Here is a 23,177-nt window from a genome sequence, read left to right on the forward strand (position 1 = left end):
TTTAATCATGTGCAATGTGAACGCCTATGGTTGCAGCTAAACAAGCTGTTTCCGTACGTAAAATCGACTTACCTAAACTGAAAGGTATGTAATTATGTAAAATTAATTTTTCTGATTCATCGTTACTAAAGTCCCCCTCTGGCCCTATCAAAATATGATAACTCTGATTTAGCCTCAACTGTTTTGACAAAGTCTTAACTGGGGGATCTGATATGTGTGCAAACAGTTTTTGTGTTTCCGGTGAATCTTTTAAGGCCTCTAAATATGAGTTTAATGGCAATAGTGGAGTTATTTCTGGAAGAAATAAATTTTTTGATTGCTTTAAAGCAGCAACTGCGATTTTCTCTAAACGATTTAATTTAATTTCTTTTCGTTCTGAATTGCGCGAGGTAAAAAAATGAATGCCATGAATGCCAAATTCGCAGCATTTTTCAACCATCCATTCCATACGCTCCATTTGTTTAGTTGGCGCTACATAAATATGTATTTGAAACGGTATTATTTCTTGTTTTTCTACGAGGGTTAGCTGTCCAAATGTTGTGTTTTTAGAATCAACATTAATTAAAATAGCGGCATATTTGGCTCCTTTTCCATCTAAAAGATAAATTGGGTCTCCTGATTTTAAACGCAAAACCCGACATGCATGAAAAGACTCTTCTTCACTGAGTCGATTCTCGCTTGTCGGGTTGGGCGCATAAAAAATATACTTACTCATTTATAGTTCAGGGTCTTCTGAACGGAATGAGAATCGGGATGGATCGAGTGATAATGTACCTCCATTGAAATCAGAAATAAATTTTTCAATCACATCAATTTCAAATGCTGGCACATAAAGAGCAACGTCTAAGCCTACACCAAAATCGAAATTTTCATCAATTTCGATATATTCGCTTACTTTGACTTCGTCGTTTTCTTCAAGTTCATCGATTATCTCGAGAATCATAACTTCAACTTCCTCTTCGAAAGCTTCATTTTCAACATATGATTCATCTCTATTTTCGATAGGTACATAAAGTGGAAAATGATGCATTACCTCTTTTTCTGCGGCCTCATAAATAGCACTTGAATAGTGCAATTGTAAGGTGCAGAGCATCGCATCATATATAACTTCCTGCTTGTTATAATGACCCAAAAACTGAATATGAACCATTTCGTTATCATTGCCAATAGGTAAATTTTCATCATCAATGTAGACAAATGAGCGTTTTTCCTGAGCACACAGACTTTTTAAATTTTGGATTTCTTCAATAGAAAAGCCTGGATTAGGTGTATTTGGCATATTTATTTAATTAATAAAAGTTCACGGTATTTAGGTAAAGGCCATTCATCGTCGTCAACGATCAGTTCGAGTTTGTCAACAGAGTATCGGATTTCCTCAAAGTATCCTTTTACTTTAGTTCCATATATAGTTGCTCTTTCCTCTAAATCTTCAACATTGTTTGCCTCTTTACGCGCTTCAGTCATTTCGCTTTGTAATCGAACGATTGATGACGTGTATTCGGATATTTTTTTAATCATTTCGATTGTTGGTGCATAATAATGCGGATCAATACCAATTTCCTTTTGACCTTTTACATTTTCAACCAATTGAGTTTGATATTTTAATGAAGTAGAAACAATGTGATTAATTGCCATATCGCCGATTACGCGCGATTCGATTTGAATCTTCTTTACGTAATTTTCTAGTTCTATTTCATGGCGTGCATGCATTTCCTCTTTGGAATAGATACCATGTTTAGTGAATAGTTCAATGGATTCTGGACGCGCATATACAGCCAAGGCTTCAGGTGTCGTTTTTAGGTTTGATAAGCCGCGTTTTTCAGCTTCAACTACCCATTCATCAGAATAGCCATTTCCTTCAAAGCGAATTTTTTTGGAATCTTTGACATATCGCTTTAAAACTTCCATAATGGCAAGTTCCTTTTTAATTCCTTTTTCTAAAATTACTTCTACTTCCTTACGGAATTTGATTAACTGATCTGCTACGATTGTATTTAAAACAGTCATTGGAGCAGCTGAATTAGCTGATGAACCTACCGCACGGAATTCAAATTTATTTCCAGTAAATGCAAATGGAGAGGTTCTATTGCGATCTGTATTATCTAAAATTAATGATGGGATTTTATTGATCCCCAATTTCAGGTATACATTATCACCTTTTTCAAGTGTGATATCATCGATATCACTCATGTTTTCCAAATCATCTAATACTTGGCTCATTGTAGAACCTAAAAATACGGAAACGATGGCCGGTGGAGCTTCATTTGCGCCTAGTCGGTGCTCATTACCAGCTGACGCAATAGATGCTCGTAATAAATCTGCCCGATCGTGCACAGCTTTTAGCGTATTAACAAAGAATGTTAAAAAGCGTAAGTTTTCTTTTGGCTTAGAAGACGGGGCTAATAAGTTAACACCGGTATCAGTTGCTAATGCCCAATTGTTATGTTTTCCAGATCCATTGATTCCTGCGAATGGTTTTTCATGAAATAAAACTTTCAATTTGTGTTTTGAACCTACTTTATTCATTAAGTCCATAAGCAAGGCATTGTGATCGCATGCCAAATTCGCCTCTTCAAATGTAGGAGCCACTTCGAATTGAGCTGGTGCTACTTCGTTGTGACGTGTACGTACTGGCATGCCCAATTTCAGTGCTTCGATTTCGAAGTCGACCATAAATGCATTTGCCCGATTAGGAATTGAGCCAAAATAGTGATCTTCTAATTGCTGTCCCTTCGCAGGTGCATGTCCAAATACAGTTCTACCTGACATAACTAAATCGGGTCTTGCATTGAATAATGCTTCATCTACTAAAAAGTATTCTTGTTCAGCACCTAAGGTTGGAATGACTTTACTAACATCCCGATTAAAAAACTCTTTAACAACGGCTGTGGATGCCTTATCTATCAATTCAATCGACTTTAAAAGTGGTGTTTTATAGTCCAATGCTTCACCTGTATAGGATACGAAAACAGACGGAATACATAAAGTAGCGGTTCCGGCTGCATTTTCCATGATGAAAGCAGGTGAAGAAGGATCCCAACCTGTATATCCGCGTGCTTCAAAAGTAGATCGAATACCTCCATTGGGGAAGGAAGATGCATCTGGTTCTTGTTGGACTAACGCTGAACCTTTAAATTTCTCTACAGCCTTTCCATTGCTTAAATCGATATCAAAGAATGAGTCGTGCTTTTCTGCTGTCGTACCTGTAAGAGGTTGAAACCAGTGCGTGTAATGCGTTGCTCCTTTTGAAATCGCCCAAGATTTCATTGCCGCTGCAACTTCATCAGCTGCATCACGATCAATTTTCGATCCTGTTTGAATAGCCGTATTGATTTTCAAATAGGCTTCTGGAGATAACAAAGAACGCATGACTTCATCACTAAATGTCATACTTCCATAGTAATCGCTTACTTTTTCAGTTGGTAATTTAACAGGTGTTCCTGCGCGCATTTGAGCTAATTCAAGTGCTTTAAATCGAGTTATAGCCATTTTTGTTCGTGAAAATTTGAAGGTTAAAAATAACCAAAATGTCCGGATAATTTAAATGATTAGGCTAGTAATTTAAAAATTGTATTTACGTAGGTGATTATTTGAATTTTTGCGGATTTTCAGAATAATGGTTATGTTTTTTTAGTATTTGGCAAATTTTCTGTTGTTTTTTTGAAATACTGGTTTAAATTTGTATCAATAATTCCTATAAAAGTATTTTTATTATCATTTTAAGTATAAAATCATGGCTAAATCAAAATTAGAGTACATTTGGTTGGATGGTTATCAGCCGACCCAAAGTTTACGTTCTAAGACTAAAATTGAAAATAATTTTAGCGGTAAATTGGAAGACCTGGATATGTGGTCTTTCGACGGTTCATCCACTCAACAAGCTGAAGGGGGTTCTTCTGATTGTTTGTTAAAGCCTGTGTATGTTTGTCCTGACCCATCGCGACGCGATGGATTTTTGGTTATGTGTGAAGTGTTGAATGCTGATGGTACACCTCACGTTTCGAATGGCCGTGCTACGATTGAAGATGATGATAATGATTTTTGGTTCGGATTTGAGCAAGAATATTTTCTTTGGGATCCAGAAACGAATAAGCCATTAGGTTTTCCAGCTAATGGATATCCTGAACCACAAGGACCATATTACTGTTCGGTAGGTGCTAAAAATGCGTATGGTCGTGAGATTATTGAAGAACATTTAGATTTGTGCATAGACGCAGGTTTAAATATTGAAGGAATTAATGCGGAAGTTGCCGCAGGCCAATGGGAGTTTCAGATGTTTGCTAAAGGTGCCAAACAAGCTGGAGATGAAATTTGGTTAGGTCGTTATATTTTGGAGCGTTTGGGAGAGAAATATGGTGTTGCGATCAATTGGCATTGCAAGCCTTTGGGTGAATTAGATTGGAATGGATCTGGTATGCACGCTAACTTCTCAAATACCGCTTTACGTACAGCTGGTAATAAAGGCACATATGATACGATTTGTCAAGCATTTGCTCCATTCGTGAAAGAACATATTGAGGTTTATGGCGCTGATAATCACATGCGCTTAACAGGAAAACACGAAACGGCATCGATTCATGATTTCTCTTATGGGATTTCTGACCGTGGAGCATCTATCCGTATTCCTATTGCTGTTGTCGAAAAAGGATGGAAAGGTTGGTTAGAGGATCGTCGTCCAAATTCAGCCGCAGATCCATATAAAGTAGCTGCCCGTATTATTAAGACAGTTAAAACAGCAAAAGTTTAAGACTATTTATCTTGCATTTATATACTTTTATGATCAAAAATGGCGGGAATTCCCGCCATTTTTGTTTTACCTTTGCATCCTGATTTTTTGTTATGCGGAAAGTAGCCTTTTATACATTAGGATGTAAATTGAATTTTGCTGAATCAAGTTCAATCGCTCGTTCATTAGAGCCTTTGGGGTTTATGCGTGCCGATTTTCAGGATTCTCCTGATTTATTTGTAATCAATACGTGCAGTGTAACGGAGCAGGCCGACAAAAAATGTAAAAAAGTAGTTCGGGAGGCAAAAAAAATTAATCCAGCGTCAACGGTCGTTATTATAGGTTGTTATGCTCAGTTAAAACCAGAGGAAATTGCTTCGATTCCTGGAGTTGACCTTGTGCTTGGTGCCAACGAAAAGTTTCAAATGCCCACCTTGCTCCCGCCCTATTTGAATCGACAAGTTAAAGATCTGCCAAAATTAATTGCCACAGAGATTCGATACGATTTAGATTATCATGCTTCCTACAGCGTTAATGACCGTACGCGAACATTTTTAAAAGTTCAAGATGGCTGTGATTATCCGTGTTCGTATTGTACCATTCCTTTAGCGCGGGGACAATCTCGTTCTGATAGTATTGAAAAAGTATTGGCGCTAATTGAGGAGGTAGCAGCAAATGGCGTAAAAGAAATTGTGTTAACTGGAGTGAATATTGGCGACTTTGGTATACAGCAGGGCAAACGCGTGGAAACATTTTTTGATTTGGTACGTGCCATTGATACAGAATCCTCTATTGAGCGATTTCGAATTTCAAGTATTGAACCTAATTTATTGACGTCCGAGCTGATTCAATTTTTAGCTTCTTCTTCTCGGTTTGTGCCACATTTTCATATTCCATTGCAATCTGGTTCAAATTCAGTATTGCGTTTAATGAAGCGAAGGTATCAACGTGAGTTATATGTTGACCGTGTTTCTCAAATTCGATCTGTTATGCCAAACGCCTGTATTGGCGTTGATGTAATTGTTGGCCATCCCGGAGAAACACCCGAATTATTTCTTGAAACATATGAATTCTTAAATTCTTTAGCCATCTCTTATTTGCACGTTTTCCCGTATTCTGAACGTGCCAATACCTATGCAGTGGATATTCAGCCTAAGGTAGTCGGGATGCAAAAGGCAGAACGATCAAAAATGTTACACATACTTTCTGAGAAAAAACGTCACGCTTTTTATATGAGTCAATTAAGTCTAACAGGTTCTGTTTTGTTTGAGGAATCAAGCGAAAATGGTTTGATGGAGGGGTTTTCGGAGAATTATGTTCGTGTCGCTGTACCCTATGATCCATTGCAAATTAATACAATCCAACCAGTGCGATATAAATCCATTATGGAAACTGGTCATGTTCAAGGCGAAGTATTAATAGTCGCTAGTCGCTAGTCGTCAGTTTCCTCTCACCTCTTACCTCTCACCTCTCACCTCTCACCTCTCACCTCTCACCTCTCACCTCTCACCTCTTACCTCTTACCTCTCACCTCTCACCTCTCACCTCTTACCTCTTACCTCTCAGCTCTCAAAAACAAAAAAGCCAGAAACTAAAAGTCTCCGGCTTTTTAATTGAAACAAAACCACAAGAACCATTACTTGCGGCTTTGTCGTGTTTGGATTATTCGGCTAACGACTCATCGTGTTGCGAAATATCCAATCCTAATCTTTCTTCTTCTTCATTGACACGTAATGGAATAATTTTATCCGTTATAATCAATAAGATATAAGACAAGCCAAATGCGAACGCCGAAACAATCGCTAAAGCCAATAAGTGTTTAAAGAATAAGGTAGTCTCACCATAAAATAGGCCATTTTCAGCCACAGCAGCGTTAACTGCAGATGTAGCGAAAATACCGGTCATTAACATGCCGACCATACCACCTATGCCATGGCAAGGGAATACATCTAATGTGTCATCCAAATTTGAACTCGCTCTCCAATGTGCAGCTATGTTTGAAATAATAGCAGCAACAACACCAATAAATATGGCAACTGGAACTGTTACAAAACCTGCAGCAGGTGTAATGGCAACAAGGCCAACTACCGCGCCGATACAAAATCCTAGGGCAGATACTTTCTTACCTCGTGATACATCAAACAATATCCAAGATAACCCAGCTGCAGCAGCTGCAACGTGTGTCGTTGCAAAAGCTGTTACAGCTAAGCCATTAGCGCCAACAGCAGAACCTGCATTGAATCCAAACCAGCCAAACCACAACAAACCAGTTCCCAATAAGACGTAAGGAATATTAGCTGGAGGCAAAATGTTAGATTCGATGTGTGACTTACGGCGACGTAGGTATAAAGCTCCTGCTAGTGCAGCCCAGCCGGCCGACATGTGAACAACTGTTCCTCCAGCGAAATCAAGAACGCCTAAGTTAAATAAGAAACCATCTGGATGCCACGTCCAATGCGCTAAAGGAGCATAAACGACAACACAGAACAAAATCATAAACAAGACAAAAGCACGAAAATTGATACGCTCGGCTAGAGCACCCGAAATAAGGGCCGGCGTGATAACCGCAAATTTCATTTGGAAAAAGGCAAATAATGCAAATGGAATTGTGAATTTTAATTGGTCAGTTGAGCCTAAAGACAATTTGTGATCAAATACATTATTGAACATAAAAAATGTTCTAGGGTCACCTATCCAACCACCTAATGAATCGCCAAATGCTAAGCTAAATCCAAAAACCACCCAAATTACGGATATAACTCCCATGGCGATAAACGATTGTAACATTGTGGAGATAACGTTTTTGTGGTTTACCATTCCACCATAGAAGTAAGCTAATCCTGGTGTCATTAATAATACTAAGCCTGATGCAACAATCATCCAAGCAGTATCCCCTGTATCTAAACCTTCTGTAGGTATAACTCCAGGAACCGAAGTTGTGAAAAGTGCAAGCACGGCTACGGCGACTAAAACAAGAAGCGGTATCCAATTTGGTTTTTGAGTTGTCATGTTGGTACGTTTTGAGTTATGAATAAAAATTACTTAAAAATTAAAACTTGTAGATAAAGTGTATTCCCAATGTTGTTTGAGATTTTTGACCTTTGCCATCACCATCAATAAATTGATCTGATTTATATGAATCTGAGCGTAACTCTGGCTTAATTAATAAATGTCCATCTGCAGCTGTAAATGTTCCTGTTAATGTGAATGAGTTAACATCAGTCCCTGATCCGTCTGCCGCACGCAATGAACGCGCCCCACTTGTGTTGTCAAATACCTCATAGCGACCTCCTAAGCTAAATGTTTCTGTAATGGCATAGTTGGAATACAACGCAACACCACCCCATGTTTTGCTATCTCCTACGCTTCCGCCTCCTTGAAAATCACCAGTTTGAGATCCGTAAGCGGCGTTTAGGCCAACTAAATATTTGGGTGTAATTTGATATGAAGTAGTTAAATCCAATAAATTGTAACTGCCAGAATCATCTTTACCGCTAGCTAGGGGAGCAGATTCGTTTGACGAAATACCATTTACATAGACGTTCCAGCCAGCTGCTGGAGATGTGAATACTTGGTAAATAAATCCTTTGGATGAGTTGTTGTCATTTAAATTATCAACATTGTTGACCAAGCCAACCATGGTAGCAAATTTATCACTGAATGAATAATTCGCTTTCGCACCAATGTGATAAAATGGGCCATTGTTGAATAAATTAGAAAGAGAATAATTATAGTTAACTGGAGCATCAATTACTTCATATCCTATATGTGTTCCAAATTGCCCCATCGTAAAGGTTAATTTATCCGACGCTTTCCAATTGAAATAGGCTTGCTTTATTGCCAAAGCAGTGCTTCCTTTTCCTAATGGACCAACTAGGTTTCCATATTGTCCTAAATCAGCATTAGGTCCGAATGTTAAGTCAACTACGACATCCGCGTTTTTAGTCGCATAACCAAATTTGGTTTGAACAAGCCCAAGCGAAAATTGGTTTGATTTCTGATCGAATGCACGCTCGTATCCAGAAGATCCTAAGTTGCTTCGTGAAGTTGGGTTATTGAAATTCAACATGTAATATGAATCGATATAACCTGAGAAAGAAAATTTTGGTGCTTCAGCTTCTTTTTCTTGGGAAAATCCACAAAATGCTGTTGCCGCAAATAATGCTGTTAGGATAGATTTTTTCATGAAAGGGATTGTTTAAGTGTTTATAAATGCTTGACTACAATTCAAAGGTTTGACAATAAATTGTATTATCCAAATATATTCAAACAAAAATTAACTAATAATTGTAAAAAAAACATAAAAACATAAAAATTAGGTTAAAAATTAAACTTGATTTTAATGAATTTACAAAAAATATAGAAAAATAAGTAAAAATATAAACTACTAATTTGAATATTTGAAAAATTATATATCGCTTAGATTAATTTGATATGGGGCAAAAAAAAACCCATCGATTGATGGGCTTTTTCTAAATGAATATTTTGTTTAGTTATGCTTCGGCGTGTAACCAAGCTTTCTTTTGTTCTAAAGTCTCTTTATCTTCAACATGATCCGGATCTGGAACGCAACAATCCACAGGACAAACTGCAGCACATTGTGGCTCCTCATGGAAACCAGTACATTCCGTGCACTTATCTGGTACAATGTAGTAGAACTCTTCTGATATAGGGTCAACGGGTGATTTAGCATCCATGGATGAACCATCTTCTAGTTCAACTTCAGTTAATGAAGTACCTCCAGCCCACGTCCACTCTACTCCTCCTTCATAAATGGCTGTATTTGGGCACTCGGGTTCGCATGCTCCACAGTTAATACATTCGTCAGTAATGATAATTGCCATAACAAGTATTAAAAATTTTACGCAATTTACGTAAGTAATTTTGAATAGTAAAAATTTTATAATGACTATTCATGTTTTTTATGAACTTTGTGTTTCCATATTTAATTAAATGGCTCTCCTATTATGAAGAAAGAACGTTTTGTCAAGCTAGTTTCATTTCTTAAATCATACTTTTCTGATTCGTCAAATCAGGATAAAATAGAATTATTTATAGAAAAAGCTAAAAATGAAAATGCTTGGTTTTCGGATTTGCTTATTCGAAATGCGATGGAGGCTATAACGGAACAATTTTTAGATGCTTCGCGTTGGGAGGATATTTTCGATCAATATGGAGCTCCAATACAAGAGAACCTGAAAAAAGTGGGTTTGATATTGCCTGGAAATCTGCCGGCCGTTGGTATGCATGATCTGCTCATGACCGTGGCGAGTGGACACCAGGCCATCGTTAAATTAAGCTCCCAAGATCGGTCTTTAATGACGATGTATATCGAATTAATAAATTCATTTGATTCTGAACAAAAAGTGGAGATTCAAGAGCGTATGTCGGGCGTTGATGCGGTTATAGCCACTGGATCTGATTTTTCTTCTGGATATTTTGTGAATTATTTTGCCAAAATCCCTCATCTTATTCGTAAAAATAGAAGTTCTGTAGCTGTACTTACGGGAAATGAAAGTGCTGATGATTTTAAGCAATTGGCTACTGATATATTTATGTATTATGGATTAGGTTGTCGGAATGTTTCTACAATAGCTATTCCTGATTCAATGGATTTAGTCCCTTTGTTTGATGTTTTGACATTAGAAGATTGGGTTTTAGACCATACAAAGTACTCCAATAATTACCAGTATCACAAAACATTATATCTGCTGAATCAAATTCCACATTTTGATTTAGGTAATCTGATAGTTACTGAAAACGATGCTCTGGTATCTCCTGTTGGCGTTTTACATGTGTCCCGATATACTAGCGAAATAGAGCTTACTGATTGGTTGGCAATTAATGATGAAAAGATTCAGTGCGTCGTAGGTTCAGACTACATCCCATTTGGCCAAACGCAAAACCCCGCTTTAGATGATTTTGCTGATGGTGTCAATACGTATCAGTTTTTAACTAGTTTGTCGTAAACGAATTGTTTCAGAATGACCGCTCCAGTTGTGCCTATTACTGCACCTGTGATTACATCTAACGGATAATGGACACCTAAATAGATCCGACTATACGCCATGAGGCTGGCCCAAATTAGCAATGCTATGCCTAAAGGTTTGTTTCGAGTCAGTAAATAGAATCCCACGGCGACTGCAAATGCATTTGCAGCATGAGACGAACAAAATCCATAAAGTCCGCCTGGTCCGTTCGGCATATGAATCCAGGATTGGAATTCCGGTACATGACTAGGTCGAAGCCGTTTAACGAGTGGTTTTAAAATGGAAGAAGAAATTTGGTCAGCCCAAACAATCGTTAGCACTAAATAAAAAACGCTAGCCTTAATTGATTTCCGATTATGCTGAAACAATTTCCAAATAAGAAAAGCATAAAGTGGAATCCATACATATTTATCGGACAAAAATTGCATAATTGGATCCACTGAATTGCTATGCCATTCATTGATTACCTTAAATAAGTTTTGATCCCATGCTGGAAACATCGTTTAAAATTTAAAGTGTTCCCGAGCTCTTCCCAAGGTTTGTTTAGCTATAGGTTCAACTTTTCGTTCCCCTTCGGCTAGTTTTTCCTCAATCACATCTGGATTGTTGATATAAAAGTCAAATTTCTCACGTGCATCTTTGAAATAACGCAACATCATTTCGTGCAAAGCTTGTTTCGCATGACCATATCCATATCCTCCTTGGATGTAGTTGGCATGCATTTCAGCTGTTTCTTCGGGTAAGGCCAATAAGCTAAATAGTTTAAACGTAATGTCTGTAGCTGGATCTTTGGGATCTTCCAAAGGAGTTGAATCGGATTCGATTTTTTTGATTTGTTTTAACAGGTCTTTTTCTGGTAAAAAAATATCAATGTAGTTATTTAGGGATTTACTCATTTTGTTGCCGTCTACCCCTGGGATTGTCATGACGGATTCATTAATAGCTGCCTCAGGAATGACAAAGATGTCTTTTTGTGCCATGCGATTAAATGTTCCAGCAATGTCGCGTGTCATTTCAATATGCTGGCGTTGATCCTTTCCTACAGGAATAAGTTCGGCATCATATAATAAGATGTCGGCAGCTTGTAAAACAGGATAGGTGAAAAGTCCGGCATTTACTTGCGCCATTTGGGCAGATTTATCTTTAAAGCTATGCGCGTTTGCAAGCATAGGAAATGGTGTGATGCAGTTTAAGTACCACATTAATTCTGTATGATAGGCTGCTAATTTGGATTGACGGTAGAAGTAATTTTTATCGGTGTCAAAACCGAAAGCCAACCACGCTGCCGCAATGGACAATGTATTAGATCGAATTTGTTCCCCATCACGTAAACTTGTCAGGGTATGTAAATCAGCGATAAACAAAAAAGATTCGTTGCCCGGTTTTTTAGAAAGTTCTATGGCAGGCAGAATAGCGCCCAAAATATTTCCTAAATGTGGTTTACCTGAGGACTGAATCCCTGTTAAAATGCGCATAATGACTATTTTAATAAATTTCACAAAAATCATTAAATTCAATCAATTCTCCCAATTTATTTTGGGAAAGAATCGCTAATTTCGTTTCTATTTTGGTGCAATGATTCATGTCTATCTCCCCTAGCCTTTTAGCTTTTTTATCGGAATTGAAACAGCATAATTCACGCGAGTGGTTTGCTGAGCATAAAGCTAGTTATGAATCAGAAAAGGCCATATTTGATGGATTGATTGAACAATTGATTCAGGAATTCTCCGCCTTTGAAAATATGGATGGTGTATTGAAGAAGCACTGTTCCTATCGTCTTTACCGCGACGTTCGCTTTTCAAAGAATAAAGATCCGTATAAAACTTGGTTTTCGGCGAGTTTCTCTGAAGGAGGTCGTAAGTCTGGCTACATGGATTATTATTTGCACATCGAGCCCGGTGGTAAATCATTTTTAGGTGGTGGAATGTATAATCCCACACCTGATCAGTTGGCTGCTTACCGCCAAGAAGTAGATTATAATGGTGCAACACTTCGAGGAATCGTTGAATCTCCTTCATTTGTTAAGCTTTTTGGTGAAGCAGAAGGTGATTTGTTGAAAAAAACTCCCAAAGGTTTTGATCCAGATCCCGCTGATGAGGTCTATTTGCGGCGTAAGCAATTGTTTTATTGGCATCATTTTTCAGACAATGAACTTGTCTCACCTGATTTTACCTCGAAGTTAATGTTGGCCGCCATGCATTTAAAGCCATTTTTAGATTTCTTGAATGCCACATTTTTTGATAAAGAACCCTTTTTAAAAGCTTAATATTTTATGCAGTTTTCGCATTTACATAATCACTCTCAATTTTCTTTGCTCGATGGCGCATCTAAGATTTCTTCGATGTTTAAAAAAGCAAAGGAGGATAATATGCCAGCTGTTGCGATTACAGACCATGGAAATATGTTTGGGGTGTTTCAGTTTGTGGCGGAAGCTGGGAAACAAGGTGTTAAGCCGATTGTGGGTTGCGAATTTTATCTGGTAAAAGATCGCCATAAACAGGCATTTACGAAGATTGACAAGGATAAGCGTTATCATCAATTATTTCTGGCTAAGAATCCGGAAGGATATCAAAACCTAGTCAAATTATGTTCGCTAGGATTCATGGAAGGTATGTATTCCAAGTATCCTCGTATTGATAAGGAGCTCGTATTAAAATATCATAAGGGTTTAATTGCGACAACTTGTTGTTTGGGGGCGTCTGTTCCGCAAGCGATTTTACGTGATGGTGAAGAAGCAGCGGAAAAGGAATTTAAGTGGTGGCTGGACCTATTTGGCGAAGATTATTATATCGAAGTTCAAAATCATTATATACCTGAACAACAGACAGTTAACGAGGTTTTGTTAAAGTTTGCTAAGAAGTATAATGTCAAAGTTATCGCATCAAACGATTCTCATTATTTGGATCAAAAAGATTCGAATGCCCATGATATTCTTTTATGTATCAATACGGGAGAAAAGCAAGCTACTCCTACCTATAAAGATATCGAGGGTGATTTTGACATGAAGGGAAAGCGTTTCGCTTTTTATAATGATCAGTTTTATTTCAAGACAACGGAAGAAATGACCCAATTGTGGTCGCATGTTCCTGAGGCGATTGATAACACCAATGAGATTGTTGGCAAAGTCGAAACCTTGAAGTTGACAAAGGATGTGATGTTGCCAAACTTCCAGATTCCGACCGAATTCCTTAATCAAGATGATTATTTGGAGCATCTAACCATGGAGGGTGCGAAAAAGAGGTATGTCGACATAGATCAGGTCGTTGAGGAGCGAATTCGGTTCGAGTTATATACGATTAAGACCATGGGTTTTGCCGGTTATTTCTTGATTGTTGCCGATTTTATTCAAGCTGGGCGTGATTTAGGGGTTTATGTGGGTCCTGGTCGTGGTTCGGCGGCAGGGTCAGTTGTTGCCTATTGTTTGGGAATTACCAACATAGATCCGATTAAATATAATCTGCTTTTTGAGCGTTTTCTAAATCCGGATCGTAAGTCATTACCCGATATTGATACGGACTTTGATGATGAAGGCCGCCAAAAAGTAATTGATTATGTTGTAGATAAATACGGCAAAAATCAGGTTGCGCACATTGCGACCTATGGTACGATGGCAGCCAAGATGTCGATAAAAGATGTAGCTAGGGTGTTGGATCTTCCACTTTCTGAGTCAAATGCGTTGGCTAAATTGGTACCAGAAAAGCCCAAAATTACCTTAGAACGTATATTTAATGCGCCATTAAATGGGGATAAGAGTTTGGCTGATAAAGAGGGCTTGAATTCTGATGAGATTGAACAGGTTAAACAACTACGTAAAATTAAAGAGGCAGGTGGATTACCTGCGGAAGTGATTGAAAATGCATTGGTATTGGAGGGTTCCGTTCGTGGAACGGGTATACATGCGGCTGGGATTATCATTGCTCCTTCTGATTTGACAGATATTTTGCCTGTCGCATCATCTAAAGATGTCAGTTTATTGATTACGCAATATGATGGCTCTGTCATTGAAAATGCAGGCGTAATTAAAATGGACTTTTTGGGTTTAAAAACTCTATCCATTTTGAAAGAGGCAGTTCGATTGATCAAGCAGAATCATGGGGAAACGATTGTTTTGGATGATTTGCCTTTAGATGATCGATTGACGTATGAATTGTACCAACGAGCGGAAACAAATGGAACTTTCCAATTTGAATCGCCTGGTATGCAGAAACACTTAAGGGATTTAAAGCCCGATCAGTTTTCTGATTTAATTGCGATGAATGCCTTGTTCCGTCCAGGACCTATGGTGTACATTCCAAATTACATTGCGCGTAAACATGGTCGAGAAAAGATTGAATACGATGTTCCTGAAATGGAAGAGTACTTAAAGGACACGTATGGTATTACTGTTTATCAGGAGCAAGTAATGTTATTATCGCAGAAATTGGCCAATTTCTCCAAAGGCGATGCCGATGTGCTTCGTAAGGCCATGGGGAAAAAGGACAAGGCGACGATTGACAAAATGAAGGGTAAATTCATGGAAGGTGGTCAAGCGAATAATCATCCTGCGGATAAGTTGGAAAAGATTTGGACCGACTGGGAAGCATTTGCTCAATATGCCTTTAATAAATCCCATTCAACATGTTACGGTTTAGTAGCCTATCAAACGGGTTACCTAAAAGCTAATTATCCGTCTGAATATATGTCGGCGGTTCTTTCAAATTCTTTAGGGAATATTGAAAAGATTACGTTCTTCATGGATGAGTGTAAGCGGATGGGCTTGACTTTACTAGTTCCTGATGTGAATGAGTCATCGCGCTCATTTGCGGTAAATAAAAAAGGTCAAATTCGTTTTGGTCTAGGTGCGATTAAGGGCGTTGGCGAGGCTGCGGTCGATGCGATTGTGGAAGAGCGTAATTTACGTGGCGAGTATAAAGATATTTTCGATTTTGTTTCACGGATTAACGTTCGTCAGGTTAATAAGAAAAGTTTAGAATCATTAGCGCTTGCAGGTGCCTTTGATTGTTTCCCTGAGGTGCAGCGCGCGCACTACTTTGCATTGGATAACGAGAATACGACGTTTATTGAAAAGATTGTTCGCTATGCTTCACGTATGGCCGAGTTAAAAGCGGAAGCAACGCAGTCGCTATTTGGCGAACTTGGAGCCGGAACTGGTAATGACATTGTTAAACCTAAAATTCCCGTATCTGAGTCTTGGTCTGTGATGGAGCAACTTCGAAATGAAAAAGAGGTAGTTGGCGTTTATATTTCAGGTCACCCGTTGGATGAGTATCGTGTGGAGATTCAAAATTTTACGAATTCAAATACGACTTTATTGGATTCTCGGCCAAATGCGGTACAATCTATAGCTGGCATTGTTACGAAAGTAAACGTACGCACCTCTGCGAATGGAAATCAATTTATGATTTTCACTTTGGAAGATTATTCAGGTAATTATGAATTTGCGCTTTTTGGCAAGGATTACATTGAATTTGAGCGATTTATAGGTCAAGACCGGATGTTGTATATTCAAGGGTCGTACCAACAAAAAAATCGCTACATGGAGCAAATGGTTTTTAAGATTCAATCCATCGAATTACTGTCTGAGATTCTAGAAGAAAGAACGAAGGAATTGAAGCTTATGGTAGATTTACGCTATTTAAATCCTGCCTTAATGGATAATTTGCATGATGTACTTGAAAGAAATAAAGGCACTAAAAAGCTTGTGGTTGAGGTTTTTGATGAAGCAGAGAAGCTACAGATGGATTTTCTATCACGAAAGATGCAAATTCGGATCGGTAAGCCTTTGATTGCTGAATTGACTGACTTAGAAAATGTTACCTTCAAATTAATTTCATAAATTATTGAAAGGGAACTTAATCTTATACGTGAAATGTTTTAATTTTGAATTTTTAAAATAATCTAGAAAATGGGAAAATATGTAGAGGCAACTGATGCCAACTTTAGCGAATTAATTGGAACTTCAACCCCGGTGTTGGTTGATTTTTGGGCAGAGTGGTGTGGGCCATGTAAAATGATTGGACCTATTGTGGAGGAGTTAGCTGGTGAAGTGGAAGGTCAAGCAATTGTGGCGAAAATGAATGTAGATTCAAATTCTGCGATACCTGCTTCTTTAGGCATTCGTTCGATTCCAACATTAATGGTATTCAAAAATGGTGAAATGGTGGAGCGTTTAGTAGGTGGAAATATTCCAAAGTCTGTTTTGTCAGAAACTTTATTAAAGCACGCTTAATTAGCTTTCATAGACCTTGTCCATGGCTTGTAGCAAAATGTTGCAAGCCATTTTTATTTCATTTTCTGTGATAACCAGAGGTGGAGCAATTCGAAGGGCATTATCACAGAATAGGAACCAATCTGTGATGAGTCCATTTTCTATACATGTATCAATTACCGCCTTAACTGTTTGAAAATCTTTCATTTCAACGGCTATCATAAGTCCAACACCTCTGACTTCTTGAATTAGTGGATGAATTAATAATTCCTTAAATAAGTTGGATTTTACGGCAACACGATCAAGTAAATTAGCTTCTTGAATATATTTTATAGTAGCTAAAGAAGCGGCGCATGAAACTGGATGTCCGCCAAAAGTTGTAATATGACCTAGAACTGGCTCATAAGAAAGCGTTCGCATGATTGATTCATTGGCCATAAATGCACCTATAGGCATTCCTCCTCCCATCCCTTTTGCCGTTAAAAGAATATCCGGTTGAATTTCCATGGCCTGATAGGCCCAAAAAGTTCCTGTCCGTCCGAAGCCAGTTTGAATTTCGTCAATAATAAGTAAGCAGCCTGTTTGGGTACACTTTTCGCGTAACGCTTTGAAAAAAGATTTTGTGGCTTGCTTCACTCCTGCTTCACCGGCTACGATTTCAATAACTATGGCTGCGGTTTTTGCTGTTATAAGAACTAAGTCATCCATATTTCCATGTCTGATGTGTTTGATATCAGGCAATAGTGGTCTAAAGCTATTTTTAAAGTTTTCGTCGCCGGCTAAGGATAAAGCTCCCTGCGTAGCACCGTGGTAGGCATTTAAACAGGAGATAAATTCGCTTCTTCGCGTATATCGCTTGGCTAATTTCATGGCTCCTTCAACAGCCTCCGTACCTGAGTTTGTGAAATATACCTGATTTAATTTTGGTGAATTTGTTGATTTAACTAAAGCCTCAGCTAATAATACTTGAGGACTTTGGATATATTCACCATATACCATTAGGTGCATGTATGCGTCAACTTGATTTTTAATGGCTTGAACAACTTCTGGATTTCGATGGCCAACATTGGAAACGGCAATTCCCGAGATTAAATCGATATAGGACTTACCAGAGCTATCTTTTAAATAGATATGTTCGGCGGAAACAATTTCTAAGGCCAGTGGGGCATCCGACGTATGAGCGGTATATTTTTGAAAAAGCTGTCGGTTAGTTAGTTCCATTTATCCCAAATTTACAGCCTTTTATCAAATTATCAGTTTCTGGTATGGTGTTTTGCCCGATTTTCCCTTGTATTGCATTATGAAAAAGCCACTAATTACATTATTATTTATTTTGTTTACATCTTTTTGGGTTTTAGGCCAAACTTTATCTGGCGTCGTTAAAAATAAAAATGGCGAAATATTGCCTTTTGCTACTATATGGGTTACAAATTTGAATAAGGGGACTTTGGCAAATGAGGATGCTAGATATGCTATTCAATTGCCTAAAGGAGAACACGAAGTTGTTTTTCGATTTCTTGGTCACACGCCTAAACCACATAAAGTCACGATTTCGGGAAATTTGGCGCTTGATGTCATTCTTTCCGAAGAAGCGGTAACGCTTCAGGATGTTAATGTAGGAGGTTTAAAGGAGGATCCAGCCATTGGAATAATGCGTAGGATGATATCCATGGCCCCATTTCATTTAAAAGAAATTGATCGGTATTCGGCTAAAGGCTATGTCAAAGGAGCAGGCAAAATCACCTCCATATCTAAAGTCATGAATGCGCTCGTGGGTAAACAGTTGGAAAAGGAGGCCGGAATTAAAGTGGGATCGACCTATGTATTAGAGGGAATCAATCAGATTACTTATACCCGGCCCAATAAATTAGATGAAAAAGTACTTTCAAATCGAAATAATCTACCGGCTGTAATAAAGAATTCGGGAGCTCCCAATTTACGAATTACGCAAACGAATTTTTATTTGCCAAAGGTTTGGGGCTCATTGATCTCCCCGATTTCGCCATCTGCGTTTTCTTTTTACAATTTCGCCTATTTGGGTAGTTTCCAGTTAAATGGTCAAACGGTTTCGAAGGTTCAAGTCAAACCTAAGTCTACATCGAATGATTTATTTGAAGGCACACTTTCAATTGTGGAAGATACTTGGAGTATCTATTCCTTCAGTTTAGCATTCCGAAATTCACAGGGATATTATACGTTTCAGCAACAAAACGCCTTGTTTCAGGGTGTTTGGATGCCTGTTAATTATGACGTGAATATAAATTTTGATGCCATGGGATTCGGTGCAAATTTCCGGTATATCACGCAGGTTAAAGAGTATTCAATTAAAGTTAATCCTGCTTTTGTTGTCAAGCCAACGATTATCGAGGAACGCTTGCATAAGGATTGGGCTAAAGAAATTAATAAAGAAAAAATAGCTTCTCCTAAATTGTCTTTGGGGAAAGAATTGACACGTAAAAAGTTAAAGAAAGTACTGAAAGAAATAGATAAGGAAGAGAAGAAAGAAGTGAAGAGTGAAGAGTTTAGTTCTGATTATACCATCACAGTTGATTCGTCGGCCTCTATAAAAAAAGAGGAATATTGGGAAGCAGAACGTCAGGTTCCTTTAACAGAAGCTGAGGTAAAAGGTTACAAAGAAGCCGATAGTTTATCTGTACAAGACGAGAAAAAACGTTTAAAGGATTCGGTCAACTCATTGCCTCGTTTTCGATTTGGGGATATTGTGAATGCTAGAACCTACACGTATGGTCAGAAAGGATTAGGAGCTCGTTTGACATTGAGTGGGATTCAGTCTGGATATAATGCGGTTGATGGATATCATTTAGGACGTGGTTTAGATTATCGATATACGTATAAGTTGTCTGATTATTGGGAAACTGGATTTGATATTCGCTATGCTTTTTCTAGAAAGGCACTGAATGGATCTGTACACTTCGTTCGTAATTGGGATGAGAATCGACAAAGGGTTAGTCTTTCTGGCGGTTCTACCATGGAGCAAATTAATTCAACGGAGCCCATTTTAGCTAATATTAATCGATACTATGCCTTATTCTTATCGCAGAATTTTTTGAGGCTCTATCAGAAGGATTTTATTAAAGGTTCTTATGCATTACAATTGAATGCTAAATGGAGACTCAGTGCGGATTTGGAATTTAGGTCTCGAACTAGTTTAGTTAATCAGGAGGAGAATGGTTTATTCTTTAAGGAACGTCGTTTTGCTTCAAATGGATTACCTTTTATGACAAGTAAACAGGCTTATGCGTATGTTTTTATGCGTTATCAACCAATGGCTACTTGGAGACGATATAATGGATCCCGGAGATTATCTAACGAGGTAGGACCTACAATTACTGGTGGTTACGAACAGGCATTAGGAGATAATCCGTTTACAAAAGTTTCTTTTCAAGTATCGCAGTCTATATCTTTAGCTAATTGGGGGGAATTTAACTACCGAATTACAGCTGCTCATTTTATTCATAAACCATCATTGATTTTAGATTACCAACATTTTAAAGGTAATGAGATTAACGTTTCTAGTGGTGAAACAAGCTTTTTAGCCCTACCTTATTATACACTATCAAACCCTGGAGGTCATTTTAAGGCTTTTTTATCGTGGCAGCCTAGAAAATTTATATTTACACAGAATGCTTTTCTTGCACTTTATGGCTTGAAAGAAAAAGTAGGTTATTCCTATCTTCAGACTACTGTTAATTCTCAAACGGTTCATTACCAAGAGCTTACTTATGGTCTGGCTGGTATTGGGAAAATTTTAGGTATTGATTTAGTCTATCCGATGGGTACTGTTGTCCCTGAAAAATTGAAAGTTCTTGTCAGATTGCCATTCTAATTGTTTATTTGCACCTTTTTGCCTAAATTGTGCTAAATTTTTTTGATATAATCTAAATTAAACTTTATGAATCAAATTGTTTACTTAGTTCCTGCTTTTGGTTTGGTGGGATTGCTTTACACAGCATGGAAATTTAGTTGGGTATCCAGACAAGATGCCGGAAATGAAAAAATGCAGGAATTAGCCGGTTATATAGCGGATGGAGCTATTGCATTTTTGAAAGCTGAATGGAAAATCTTAACATATTTTGCAATTCCAACGGCTATATTACTTGCTTGGTTAGGGACACAAGAAGGAACTCCTGAAAATCCTATTCATTCATCACCTTTAATTGCGATTGCCTTTTTAATTGGGGCTATTTTTTCAGCTACTGCCGGTTATATTGGTATGATTGTAGCTACAAAAGCAAATGTACGTACTGCTGAGGCAGCGCGGACTTCACTTGCAAAAGCATTAAATGTTTCATTTACGGGAGGTTCTGTAATGGGAATGGGAGTAGCTGGTTTAGCTATTTTGGGTTTAGGTGGATTGTTCATCGCCTTTTACCAAATTTTTGCTGAAGGAAAAGCGCTTACTTCAATGGAAATGAAAACAGCAATCGAAGTATTAGCTGGTTTCTCTCTAGGTGCAGAGTCAATTGCCTTGTTTGCACGTGTGGGTGGTGGTATTTATACGAAAGCTGCTGATGTGGGTGCCGACTTAGTAGGTAAAGTAGAAGCTGGCATTCCTGAAGATGATGTTCGTAATCCTGCTACTATTGCTGATAATGTTGGTGATAACGTTGGTGATGTAGCTGGAATGGGAGCCGATTTATTTGGTTCGTATGTAGCGACAATTTTGGCTACGATGGTATTAGGTCAAGAAATTGAGGTTTCTGACAACTATGGTGGTTTCTCCCCTGTCTTATTACCTATGTTGATTGCTGGGGTGGGTTTGTTATCTTCTTTAGTTTCGACCTTTTTTGTGCGTATTTCAAAGGAGACGGATTCAGTTCAAAATGCGTTGAATCTTGGAAATTATGCGTCTATCGCAATTACATTTGTCACTTCATATTTCTTAGTTACTACTATTTTGCCTGAAAGTTTAACCCTACGTGGTACGACATTTTCATCAATGGATGTTTTCTATGCGATTATTGTAGGCTTAGTAGTGGGTACATTGATGTCGATCATTACAGAGTATTACACGGCAATGGGTAAACGTCCAGTGGATTCAATAGTTCAGAAATCTGGAACGGGGCATGCAACCAATATTATTGGGGGGTTAGCTGTTGGAATGGAGTCTACGGTTTTACCTATTTTGGTATTGGCTGCAGGAATTATTGGTTCATATCATTTTGCAGGAATATATGGTGTTTCTATCGCGGCTGCAGGTATGATGGCTACTACTGCCATGCAATTAGCGATTGACGCATTTGGTCCAATTGCAGATAACGCTGGTGGTATTGCAGAGATGGCTCAATTACCATCTGAGGTACGTGATCGTACTGATAATTTAGATGCGGTAGGAAATACGACAGCGGCAACGGGTAAAGGCTTTGCGATTGCTTCAGCGGCTCTTACATCATTGGCTCTTTTTGCTGCGTTTGTTGGTATTTCTGGAATTACGCAAATAGATATTTACAAAGCTGATGTTTTGGCTGGATTATTTGTTGGTGGAATGATTCCATTTATCTTTTCTGCATTATGTATTTCGGCGGTTGGAAAAGCGGCCATGGAAATGGTTAATGAAGTTCGTCGTCAATTCCGTGAAATTCCAGGTATCATGGAATATAAGGCTAAGCCTGAATATGAAAAATGTGTTGCTATTTCAACAGAGGCTTCAATTCGTCAAATGATTTTGCCAGGTGCAATTGCGTTAACTGTACCAGTGCTTGTTGGCTTTACCATGGGACCAGAAGTATTGGGAGGTTTATTAGCCGGAGTCACTGTTTCAGGTGTATTGATGGGAATTTTTCAGTCTAATGCAGGTGGTGCTTGGGATAACGCTAAAAAATCGTTTGAAAAAGGAGTATTGATTGATGGTGAGATCTTTAAGAAAGGTTCTGAGCCACATAAAGCGGCAGTTACTGGTGACACAGTAGGTGATCCATTCAAAGATACCTCTGGCCCTTCGATGAATATATTAATTAAGTTGATGTCAATTGTTTCGTTAGTAATCGCCCCGTACATTCACGTAGGGAAGTCGGCAGGACATGCTTCTCACTTAGAGAAGGCTCCTATCGTCAAGGTTATGGCTAAACGCTAGTTACAAAATATATTCATAAAAAAAGGCCTCAATTTGAGGTGCACCCATTTTATTGGACAAAATTAAACAATAGATTTGACATAATGAGCTCGGTATCCCACTGGGCTCATTCCATTTAGATTCATTTTTATTCGTTCATGATTATAGTATTTAAGGTAG

Annotated in this window: 18 protein-coding genes; 8 read left to right on the forward strand and 10 right to left on the reverse strand. The window is 38.2% G+C overall.

What is annotated here, in order from left to right:
* Window position 1 precedes the first annotated feature (1 nt).
* The 3 genes from ACIQ6T_RS01710 to ACIQ6T_RS01720 are packed head-to-tail and all read right to left on the reverse strand — an operon-like array spanning window position 2 to window position 3,489.
* Window positions 2–715, reverse strand: a complete 714-nt coding sequence (locus ACIQ6T_RS01710) for an RsmE family RNA methyltransferase (protein WP_395783581.1) — start codon at window positions 713–715, stop codon at window positions 2–4.
* Entirely contained in the window at window positions 716–1,279 is a 564-nt protein-coding gene (locus ACIQ6T_RS01715; protein WP_395783583.1) for a hypothetical protein, read from the reverse strand. It lies immediately after the preceding gene.
* A 2-nt stretch (window positions 1,280–1,281) separates the two neighbouring features.
* Window positions 1,282–3,489 (reverse strand): glutamine synthetase III, encoded by a 2,208-nt coding sequence (locus ACIQ6T_RS01720; protein WP_395783585.1) that lies wholly within the window; start codon window positions 3,487–3,489, stop codon window positions 1,282–1,284.
* A 244-nt stretch (window positions 3,490–3,733) separates the two neighbouring features.
* On the opposite strand from ACIQ6T_RS01720, the gene ACIQ6T_RS01725 reads away from it, so the two are divergent.
* Together ACIQ6T_RS01725 and mtaB are read left to right on the forward strand one after the other, a co-directional pair.
* Window positions 3,734–4,747 (forward strand): glutamine synthetase beta-grasp domain-containing protein, encoded by a 1,014-nt coding sequence (locus ACIQ6T_RS01725; protein WP_395783587.1) that lies wholly within the window; start codon window positions 3,734–3,736, stop codon window positions 4,745–4,747.
* 92 nt (window positions 4,748–4,839) lie between these two features.
* Window positions 4,840–6,162, forward strand: coding sequence for a tRNA (N(6)-L-threonylcarbamoyladenosine(37)-C(2))-methylthiotransferase MtaB (mtaB, locus tag ACIQ6T_RS01730; RefSeq protein WP_395783589.1), 1,323 nt, complete (start codon window positions 4,840–4,842; stop codon window positions 6,160–6,162).
* A gap of 226 nt (window positions 6,163–6,388) precedes the next feature.
* Here mtaB and ACIQ6T_RS01735 read toward each other — a convergent pair whose 3' ends face one another.
* The 3 genes from ACIQ6T_RS01735 to ACIQ6T_RS01745 all read right to left on the reverse strand — a co-directional run bounded on the left by ACIQ6T_RS01735 (window position 6,389) and on the right by ACIQ6T_RS01745 (window position 9,570).
* A complete protein-coding gene (locus ACIQ6T_RS01735; RefSeq protein ID WP_395783591.1) occupies window positions 6,389–7,735 on the reverse strand; it encodes an ammonium transporter in 1,347 nt (448 codons plus the stop codon).
* A 40-nt stretch (window positions 7,736–7,775) separates the two neighbouring features.
* On the reverse strand, window positions 7,776–8,912 hold the full coding sequence (locus ACIQ6T_RS01740) for an outer membrane beta-barrel protein (protein ID WP_395783593.1): 1,137 nt from the start codon (window positions 8,910–8,912) through the stop codon (window positions 7,776–7,778).
* A 307-nt stretch (window positions 8,913–9,219) separates the two neighbouring features.
* On the reverse strand, window positions 9,220–9,570 hold the full coding sequence (locus ACIQ6T_RS01745) for a 4Fe-4S dicluster domain-containing protein (RefSeq protein WP_395783595.1): 351 nt from the start codon (window positions 9,568–9,570) through the stop codon (window positions 9,220–9,222).
* A 123-nt stretch (window positions 9,571–9,693) separates the two neighbouring features.
* On the opposite strand from ACIQ6T_RS01745, the gene ACIQ6T_RS01750 reads away from it, so the two are divergent.
* On the forward strand, window positions 9,694–10,695 hold the full coding sequence (locus ACIQ6T_RS01750; RefSeq protein ID WP_395783597.1) for an acyl-CoA reductase: 1,002 nt from the start codon (window positions 9,694–9,696) through the stop codon (window positions 10,693–10,695).
* On the opposite strand, the gene ACIQ6T_RS01755 is transcribed toward ACIQ6T_RS01750, so the two are convergent.
* The gene (locus tag ACIQ6T_RS01755) at window positions 10,671–11,216 is read right to left on the reverse strand and encodes a phosphatase PAP2 family protein (protein WP_395783599.1); all 546 of its coding nucleotides are present in this window, start codon (window positions 11,214–11,216) and stop codon (window positions 10,671–10,673) included. The two genes, ACIQ6T_RS01750 and ACIQ6T_RS01755, sit on opposite strands and share 25 nt — an antisense overlap.
* A 3-nt stretch (window positions 11,217–11,219) precedes the next feature.
* Complete coding sequence (gene trpS / locus ACIQ6T_RS01760; protein WP_395783615.1) at window positions 11,220–12,194, reverse strand: tryptophan--tRNA ligase; 975 nt, start codon at window positions 12,192–12,194, stop codon at window positions 11,220–11,222.
* 104 nt (window positions 12,195–12,298) lie between these two features.
* Between trpS and ACIQ6T_RS01765 the strand changes: the two genes are divergently transcribed.
* From ACIQ6T_RS01765 to trxA, 3 genes are all read left to right on the forward strand, one after another.
* Entirely contained in the window at window positions 12,299–12,982 is a 684-nt protein-coding gene (locus ACIQ6T_RS01765; RefSeq protein ID WP_395783601.1) for a DUF2461 domain-containing protein, read from the forward strand.
* Between the two features lie 6 nt (window positions 12,983–12,988).
* Window positions 12,989–16,552 (forward strand): DNA polymerase III subunit alpha, encoded by a 3,564-nt coding sequence (gene dnaE / locus ACIQ6T_RS01770; protein WP_395783603.1) that lies wholly within the window; start codon window positions 12,989–12,991, stop codon window positions 16,550–16,552.
* A gap of 69 nt (window positions 16,553–16,621) precedes the next feature.
* On the forward strand, window positions 16,622–16,945 hold the full coding sequence (trxA, locus tag ACIQ6T_RS01775; RefSeq protein ID WP_395783605.1) for a thioredoxin: 324 nt from the start codon (window positions 16,622–16,624) through the stop codon (window positions 16,943–16,945).
* Here the strand turns inward: trxA and ACIQ6T_RS01780 are convergent, their stop codons facing one another.
* Window positions 16,946–18,145: an aspartate aminotransferase family protein gene (locus ACIQ6T_RS01780; protein WP_395783607.1), complete on the reverse strand. Its 1,200-nt coding sequence runs from the start codon at window positions 18,143–18,145 to the stop codon at window positions 16,946–16,948.
* A gap of 79 nt (window positions 18,146–18,224) precedes the next feature.
* Between ACIQ6T_RS01780 and ACIQ6T_RS01785 the strand changes: the two genes are divergently transcribed.
* On the forward strand, window positions 18,225–20,771 hold the full coding sequence (locus tag ACIQ6T_RS01785) for a DUF5686 and carboxypeptidase regulatory-like domain-containing protein (protein WP_395783609.1): 2,547 nt from the start codon (window positions 18,225–18,227) through the stop codon (window positions 20,769–20,771).
* 66 nt (window positions 20,772–20,837) lie between these two features.
* Window positions 20,838–23,018, forward strand: coding sequence for a sodium-translocating pyrophosphatase (locus tag ACIQ6T_RS01790; protein WP_395783611.1), 2,181 nt, complete (start codon window positions 20,838–20,840; stop codon window positions 23,016–23,018).
* 62 nt (window positions 23,019–23,080) lie between these two features.
* Here the strand turns inward: ACIQ6T_RS01790 and ACIQ6T_RS01795 are convergent.
* Window positions 23,081–23,177 (reverse strand): IS3 family transposase (locus ACIQ6T_RS01795; RefSeq protein WP_395783617.1); only part of this gene is annotated, 97 nt, incomplete at its 5' end.

Source organism: Aquirufa sp., assembly GCF_044377215.1.
GTDB lineage: Bacteria > Bacteroidota > Bacteroidia > Cytophagales > Spirosomataceae > Aquirufa.